The sequence below is a fragment of the Actinokineospora sp. PR83 genome, assembly GCF_021056305.1.
GTDB lineage: Bacteria > Actinomycetota > Actinomycetes > Mycobacteriales > Pseudonocardiaceae > Actinokineospora > Actinokineospora spheciospongiae.
In genome coordinates, this window is the sequence record NZ_JAJCXD010000133.1 from 1 (window position 1) to 6,929 (window position 6,929).

1 protein-coding gene is annotated in these 6,929 nt (G+C 77.9%); it reads left to right on the top strand.

The window, feature by feature from the left end; translation table 11 throughout:
• Positions 1 to 6,929, top strand: a 6,929-nt coding sequence (locus L6E12_RS33160; RefSeq protein WP_236231870.1) for a type I polyketide synthase, incomplete at both ends; no start/stop codon positions are given.

The window sequence follows — 6,929 nt, forward strand, 5'->3', positions numbered from 1 at the left end:
GCCCGCAGGTCTTCCTCGACTTCTCCCGCCAGCAGGGCCTGGCCGCCGACGGCCGGTGCAAGTCCTTCGGCGCGGGCGCGGACGGCACCGGCTGGGCCGAGGGCGCCGGTTTCCTGCTGCTGGAGAAGCTGTCCGACGCCCTCGCCAACGGCCACCCGGTGCTGGCGGTGGTGCGCGGCACGGCGGTGAACTCCGACGGCGCGTCCAACGGCCTCACCGCCCCGAGCGGCCCCGCCCAGCGCGCGGTCATCCGCGCCGCCCTGGCCGACGCCGGGCTCACCGCGTCCGATGTGGACGCGGTGGAGGCGCACGGCACCGGTACCGTCCTGGGCGACCCGATCGAGGCCCAAGCCCTGCTCGACACCTACGGCCAGGACCGCGCGACCCCGCTGCGGCTCGGGTCGATCAAGTCGAACATCGGCCACACCCAGGCCGCCGCGGGCGTCGCCGGGATCATCAAGGTCGTCGAGGCCATGCGGCACGGCGTGCTGCCCAGGACGCTGCACGCGCAGACCCCCAGCCCGCACGTCGACTGGGCCTCCGGCGCGGTCTCCCTGCTCACCGAGCCCGCCGAGTGGCCCACGGGCGACCGCGTCCGCCGGGCGGGGGTGTCCTCCTTCGGCGTCAGCGGCACCAATGCGCACGCGATCATCGAGGAACCGCCCGCGGTCGAGCAGCAGGCGGGCACGCACTCCGGCCCGGTGCTGTGGCCGCTGAGCGGGCACACGCGGCAGGCGCTGCGGCAGCAGGCCGCGCGGCTGGCCGAGGTCGCCGACGAGCACGCCGCCGCCGACGTCGCCTTCACGCTCGGCACCGCCCGCGCCGCGCTGGCCCAGCGGGCCGTCGTGCTGGACGCGCACCCCTCGGCGCTGCGCGCGCTGGCAGCCGGGAACACCTCGTCCGACGTGGTCACCGGGACCGTCGTCGGCGGTGGCACGGCGTTCGTGTTCACCGGGCAGGGCTCGCAGCGCGCGGGTATGGGCGCGGGCCTGGCCGCCGCGTTCCCCGCGTTCGCCGAGGCGTGGCGCGAGGTGCTGGCGCTGTTCCCCGCGCCGGTGCGCGAAGTGGTCGAGCAGGGCGGCCCGCGCCTGGGCGACACCGAGTTCGCCCAGCCCGCGATCTTCGCCTTCGAGGTCGCGCTCACCCGGCTGTTCGCCTCGTGGGGCGTGGTCCCGGACGTGGTCATCGGCCACTCGGTCGGTGAGGTCGCCGCCGCGCACGTGGCCGGGATCTTCACCCTGGAGGACGCCGCCCGCCTCGTCGTCGACCGCGGCGCGCGGATGGGCGCGGTCGCCGCGCGCGGCGCGATGGCCGCCGTGGCCCTGCCGGAGTCCGAGGTGGACCTGCCCGCGGGCGTGGAGGTCGGCGCGGTCAACGCCGAGGGCTCCGTGGTCGTCTCCGGCGACGCCGACGCGGTGCGCGCGCTCGTCGAGCGCCACCGGTCGGAGGGGGTGCGGGCGACGCTGCTCGACGTCAGCCACGCGTTCCACTCCGCGCACGTGGACGAGGTGCTGCCCGGCTTCGCCGCCTTCGTCGGCACCGTCGAGCGCCACCCCCGCACCATCGACTTCATCCCCGTCGCGGGCGAGCGCGACCCCGAGGACGCCGCCTACTGGGTCGACAACGTGCGCAACCCGGTCCGCTTCGCCGAGGGCGTGCGCCGCCTCGGCGCGGTTCGCGCCCTGGAGGTCGGGCCCGACGCCGCGCTCACCCCGCTGGTCGACGGGTGCGTCCCGGCGCAGAAGAAGGACCGCGACGAGCAGCGCGCCGCCCTGGAGGCCCTGGCCCGCCTGCACGTCACCGGGCAGGCTGTCGACTGGGCCGCCTTCCACGCCGGAGCCCGCACGGTCGCCGTGCCCACCTACGCCTTCCAGCGCACCCGCTTCTGGCTCGACGGCCCCGCCCCGGCCGCCGGGTCCGACCTCGACGCCCTGCGCTACCGGGTCACCTGGGCGCCCGCCGTCCTCGACCGCGCCGCGGCGTTCCCGCCCGGGACGGTCGCCTGGGACACCGAGGTCGACGGCCTCGATACCGTGGCGGAACTGCCGGACGGCGCGATCGCCGTGTTCCGGCCCGCCACCGCCGCCGAAGCGCTCGACCGCCTCCAGCGCGCCCTCGGTCGCGACGTGCGGCTGTGGTGCCTGGCCGAGGGGCCGGAGGCCGCCGCCATCGCCGCCCTCGGCCGCGTCGCCGCCCTGGAGCACCCCGGCCTGTGGGGCGGTTGCGTGGAGCAGGAAGGCGACTCCGCCCACCTGCGCGCGGTCATCGGCGGTGCCGAGGACGCGATCCGCGTCGACGAGTCCGGTCCGCGGCTGCGCAGGCTGACTCCCGTGCCCGCGCGCCCCGGCGAGGACTGGACCCCCGCGGGCCCGGTGCTGATCACCGGCGGCACCGGCGGCCTGGGTGCCCGCGTCGCGCACTGGGCCGTCGACCGCGGCGCGACCGACCTCGTCCTGGTCAGCAGGCGCGGCCCCGACGCGCCGGGCGCGGACGAGCTGCGCGCCGCCCTGGCGGGGCGCGGGGCGCGCGTCGCCGTCGTCGCCTGCGACGTGGCCGACCGCGACCGGGTCGCCGCCCTGCTCGCCGCTCACCCCGTGGACTCGGTGTTCCACACCGCGGGCGCCGTGCTCACCCGGCCGCTGGCCGAGACCACCGCCGAGGACCTGCGGGCCGTGCACGCCGCCAAGGTCGGCGGCGCGCTGCTGCTCGACGAGTTGACCGGCGGGCTCAGCGCGTTCGTGCTGTTCTCCTCCATCGCGGGCGTGTGGGGCAGCGGCGGGCTCGGCGCGTACGCCACCGCCAACGCCGCGCTCGACGACCTCGCCGGGCGCAGGCGTGCCCGCGGCGAGACCGCGCTGTCGATCGCCTGGGGCCCGTGGGCCGAGGCGGGCATGGCCACCGGGGAGACCGGCGACGAGCTCGTCCGCCGGGGCCTGCGCCCGCTGGCCCCGGCCACCGCGCTCGACGCGCTGGGCGCGGCGCTGGCCGCGGGCGACACCTGCGTCGCGGTGGCCGACGTCGACTGGGCCCGCTTCGCCCCGGCCTTCACCGCCCGCCGCCCCAGCCCGCTGCTGGCGGGCGTCCCCGCCGCGCGCCCGGTCGAGACCGTGCGGGCCCCCGAGGTCGCCACCGTCGCCCCCGACCAGCTCGCGGGCGTGGTGCTCGACCGCGTCGCCGCCGTCCTCGGCCACACCGGCGCCGACGCCGTCGACCGCACCCGCCCGTTCCGCGACCTCGGCTTCGACTCGCTGACCGCCGTGGAGCTGCGCGACGCCCTGGCCGCGGCCACCGGCCTGCGCCTGCCCGCCACCGTCGTGTTCGACCACCCCACCCCGGACGCGCTGGTCGCGCACCTGCTCACCGAGCTGACCGGTGCCGGGACCACCACCACCGTCGCCGTCGCGGCGAGCGCCGACGACCCGATCGCCGTGGTCGGCATGGGCTGCCGCTTCCCCGGTGGCGTCGACAGCCCCGAGTCGCTGTGGGACCTGCTGCGCGCGGGTGGCGACGCCGTGGGCCCGTTCCCCGACGACCGGGGCTGGGACCTGGCCGCCCTGGTCGACCCGGACCCCGACAAGCCGGGCACCACCTACGTCGCCGAGGGCGCCTTCCTCGCCGACGCCGCGGCCTTCGACGCCGGGTTCTTCGGCATCTCCCCGCGCGAGGCCACCGCGATGGACCCGCAGCAGCGCGTGCTGCTGGAGGTCGTGTGGGAGGCCCTGGAACGCGCGGGCGTCGACCCGACCGGGCTGCGCGGCAGCGACACCGCCGTGTTCGCGGGCACCAACGGGCAGGACTACTCGGCGGTCGTGGCGGGCGCGGTCGACCGCCCCGACGGCTACCTGGGCACCGGCAGCGCGGCCAGCGTGCTGTCCGGCCGCGTCTCCTACGCGCTGGGCCTGGAGGGCCCGTCGCTGACCGTGGACACCGCGTGCTCGTCCTCCCTGGTCGCGCTGCACCTCGCGGTGCGGGCGCTGCGGGCGGGGGAGTGCTCGCTGGCGCTGGCGGGCGGTGTCACGGTGATGGCGACGCCCATGGCGTTCACGGAGTTCGCCCGCCAGCGCGGGCTGGCGGCCGATGGCCGCTGCAAGGCCTACGCCGAGGGCGCCGACGGCACCGGCTGGGGTGAGGGTGCGGGCGTCCTGGTGCTCGAACGCCTCTCCGACGCCCGCCGCAACGGACACCCCGTCCTCGCCGTCGTGCGCGGCAGCGCGGTCAACTCCGATGGCGCCTCCAATGGCCTCACCGCCCCCAACGGGCCCGCGCAGCAGCGGGTCCTGCGCGCGGCGCTGGCCGACGCGGGCCTCACGCCATCCGATGTGGACGCTGTGGAGGGGCACGGCACCGGGACCCGGCTCGGGGACCCGATCGAGGCGGGGGCGCTGGGCGCGGTCTACGGCGCCGACCGCGAGCGGCCCCTGCTGCTGGGCTCGGTCAAGTCCAACATCGGCCACACCCAGGCCGCGGCCGGGGTCGTCGGGGTGATCAAGTCCGTGCTCGCCCTGCGCCACGGCGTCCTGCCCGCGACCCTGCACGCCGCCACCCCGTCCGGCCACGTCGACTGGCGCGGCCTGGCCGTGCTCACCGAGGCCGAGCCGCTGCCGGAGCCTGCGCGGCCGTGGCGGATCGGCGTGTCCTCCTTCGGCTTCAGCGGCACCAACGCCCACGTCGTCGTCGAGCAGGCCGCCGAACAGGCGGCGGACCCGGTCCCGCCCGCCGCCGAGCCGGGCCCGGTCGCCCTGGCCGTCTCCGGGCGCGGTGCCGCTGCCGCGCGGGCCCAGGCGGACAGGCTCGCGGACTTCCTCGCGACCCACCCCGGGGCCTCCCTCGCGGACGTCGCGCTGTCCCTGGGCACCGCCCGCGCCGCGTTCGACCACCGGATCGCCGTCGTGGCCGGGTCCACCGACCAGGCCGTCGAGCGGCTGCGCGCCGCGCGCGGCGTGACCACCGCCAAGCCGGGCCGCGTCGCGTTCGCGTTCACCGGGCAGGGTTCGCAGCGCGCGGGCATGGGCGCCGGGCTGGCCGCGCGCTTCCCCGCCTTCGCCGCCGCGTGGGACGAGGTGCTGGCGCTGTTCCCGGCCGAGGTCCGGGCCGCGGTGCTGGGCGGGGAGCGGCTGGACGACACCCGCTTCGCCCAGCCCGCGATCTTCGCCTTCGAGGTCGCGGTGGTGCGGCTGCTCGAGTCCTGGGGCGTGCGACCCGACGTGGTGATCGGGCACTCGGTGGGCGAGTTCGCCGCCGCGTGGGCCGCGGGCGTGTTCGCGCTGGAGGACGCCGCGCGGCTCGTGGTCCGCCGCGGCGAGCTCATGGGCGCGGTCGAGCGGCCCGGCGCCATGGCGGCGATCGGCTCCGCCGAGCAGGACCTGCGCCTGCCCGCGGGGGTGGAGGTGGCGGCCGTCAACGGCCCCGGCTCCGTCGTCGTCTCCGGGGACGCCGAGGCGGTGCGGGAGCTGGTCGAGGACTGCCGGGTCCGCGGCACCAGGGCTGCGCTGCTGCGGGTCAGCCACGCCTTCCACTCCGCGCACATGGACCAGGTGCTGGCCCCCTTCGCCGAGGCCGTCGCCGCGACCCCGCGCGCCGCGGCGGGGATCGAGTTCGTCGGCGTCGCCGGGGAGCACGACCCGGCCGCGGCGGAGTACTGGTCCGACAACGTGCGCGCCACCGTCCGCTTCGCGGAGGGGGCCGCCCGGCTCGACGCCGCGCACGTGGTCGAGGTCGGGCCCGAGGCGGCGCTGCTGCCGTTCGTCGACGGCATGATCGCCTTGCAGCGCAAGGACACCGACGAGGTCGAGTCGCTGACCCGGGGTCTCGCGGCGCTGTGGGCGGGCGGCGTGGCCATCGACTGGGCAGCCGTGTACCCCGGGGCGCGCGCCGTCGACCTGCCGACCTACGCCTTCCAGCGCGACCGCTACTGGCCCACCACCACCCAGACCACCGACAACCCCTGGCGCCACGTGCCCGTGTGGCAGGAGATCGCCGCCGACGCCACGGCCGCCGAGCCGGGCGCGACCGTGCTCGACCTGGCGGGCAAGACCCCCGCTGACCTGCTCGCCGCCCTGCGCGAGGTCCCCGGGGGCAGCCGCGTGTGGTGCCTGACCCGGGGCGCCGTCGCGGTCGGCGACGAGATCCCGGACCCTGACCAGGCCGCCATCTGGGGCCTCGGCCGCGTCGTGGCCCTGGAGCACCCCGACCGCTGGGGTGGCCTGATCGACCTCCCCGACACCCCCGGCGAGCCCCACCCCGAGCGGCTGCGCGCCGCGATGGCCTCCGGTGAGGACCAGATCGCCCTGCGCGGGACGATCCTCGCCCAGCGCCTCGTCGCCGCCCCCCGACCGCGCGGCCGGGCCGTCCTCGACGGCGCCACCGTGCTGATCACCGGCGGCACCGGCGGTCTCGGCCTCGCCGTCGCCGGGAACCTGCCCGGCGCGGCCAAGGTCGTGCTGCTCAGCCGCACCGGCGGCCCGGCGCCGGAGCTCGACACCGCGGCCGAGGTCATCACCGTCGCCTGCGACGTGACCGACCGCGCCGCCCTCCACGCCGTCGTGGCCGAGCACGCCCCGACCGTGGTCATCCACGCCGCGGGTGTGGGCGGCCCGCGCACCCCGGTGGTCGCCCTCGACCCGGCGGAGCTGGCGGACGTGCTCGACGCCAAGGTCACCGGAGCGCGCCTGCTCGACGAACTGGTCGGTGACGTCGACGCGTTCGTCCTGTTCTCCTCCATCGCGGGGGTGTGGGGCAGCGGGCAGCAGGGCGCCTACTCCGCAGCGAACGCCGCCCTGCACGCCATCGCCCAGGCCCGCCGCGCCCGCGGTCGCGCCGCCACCGCGGTCGCCTGGGGCCCCTGGGCGGGGACGGGCATGGCGCACGCCGCCGGGGAGCTGGCCGGGCTCGGCCGCCTCGGCCTGCGCCCGCTCGACCCCGACCGCGCC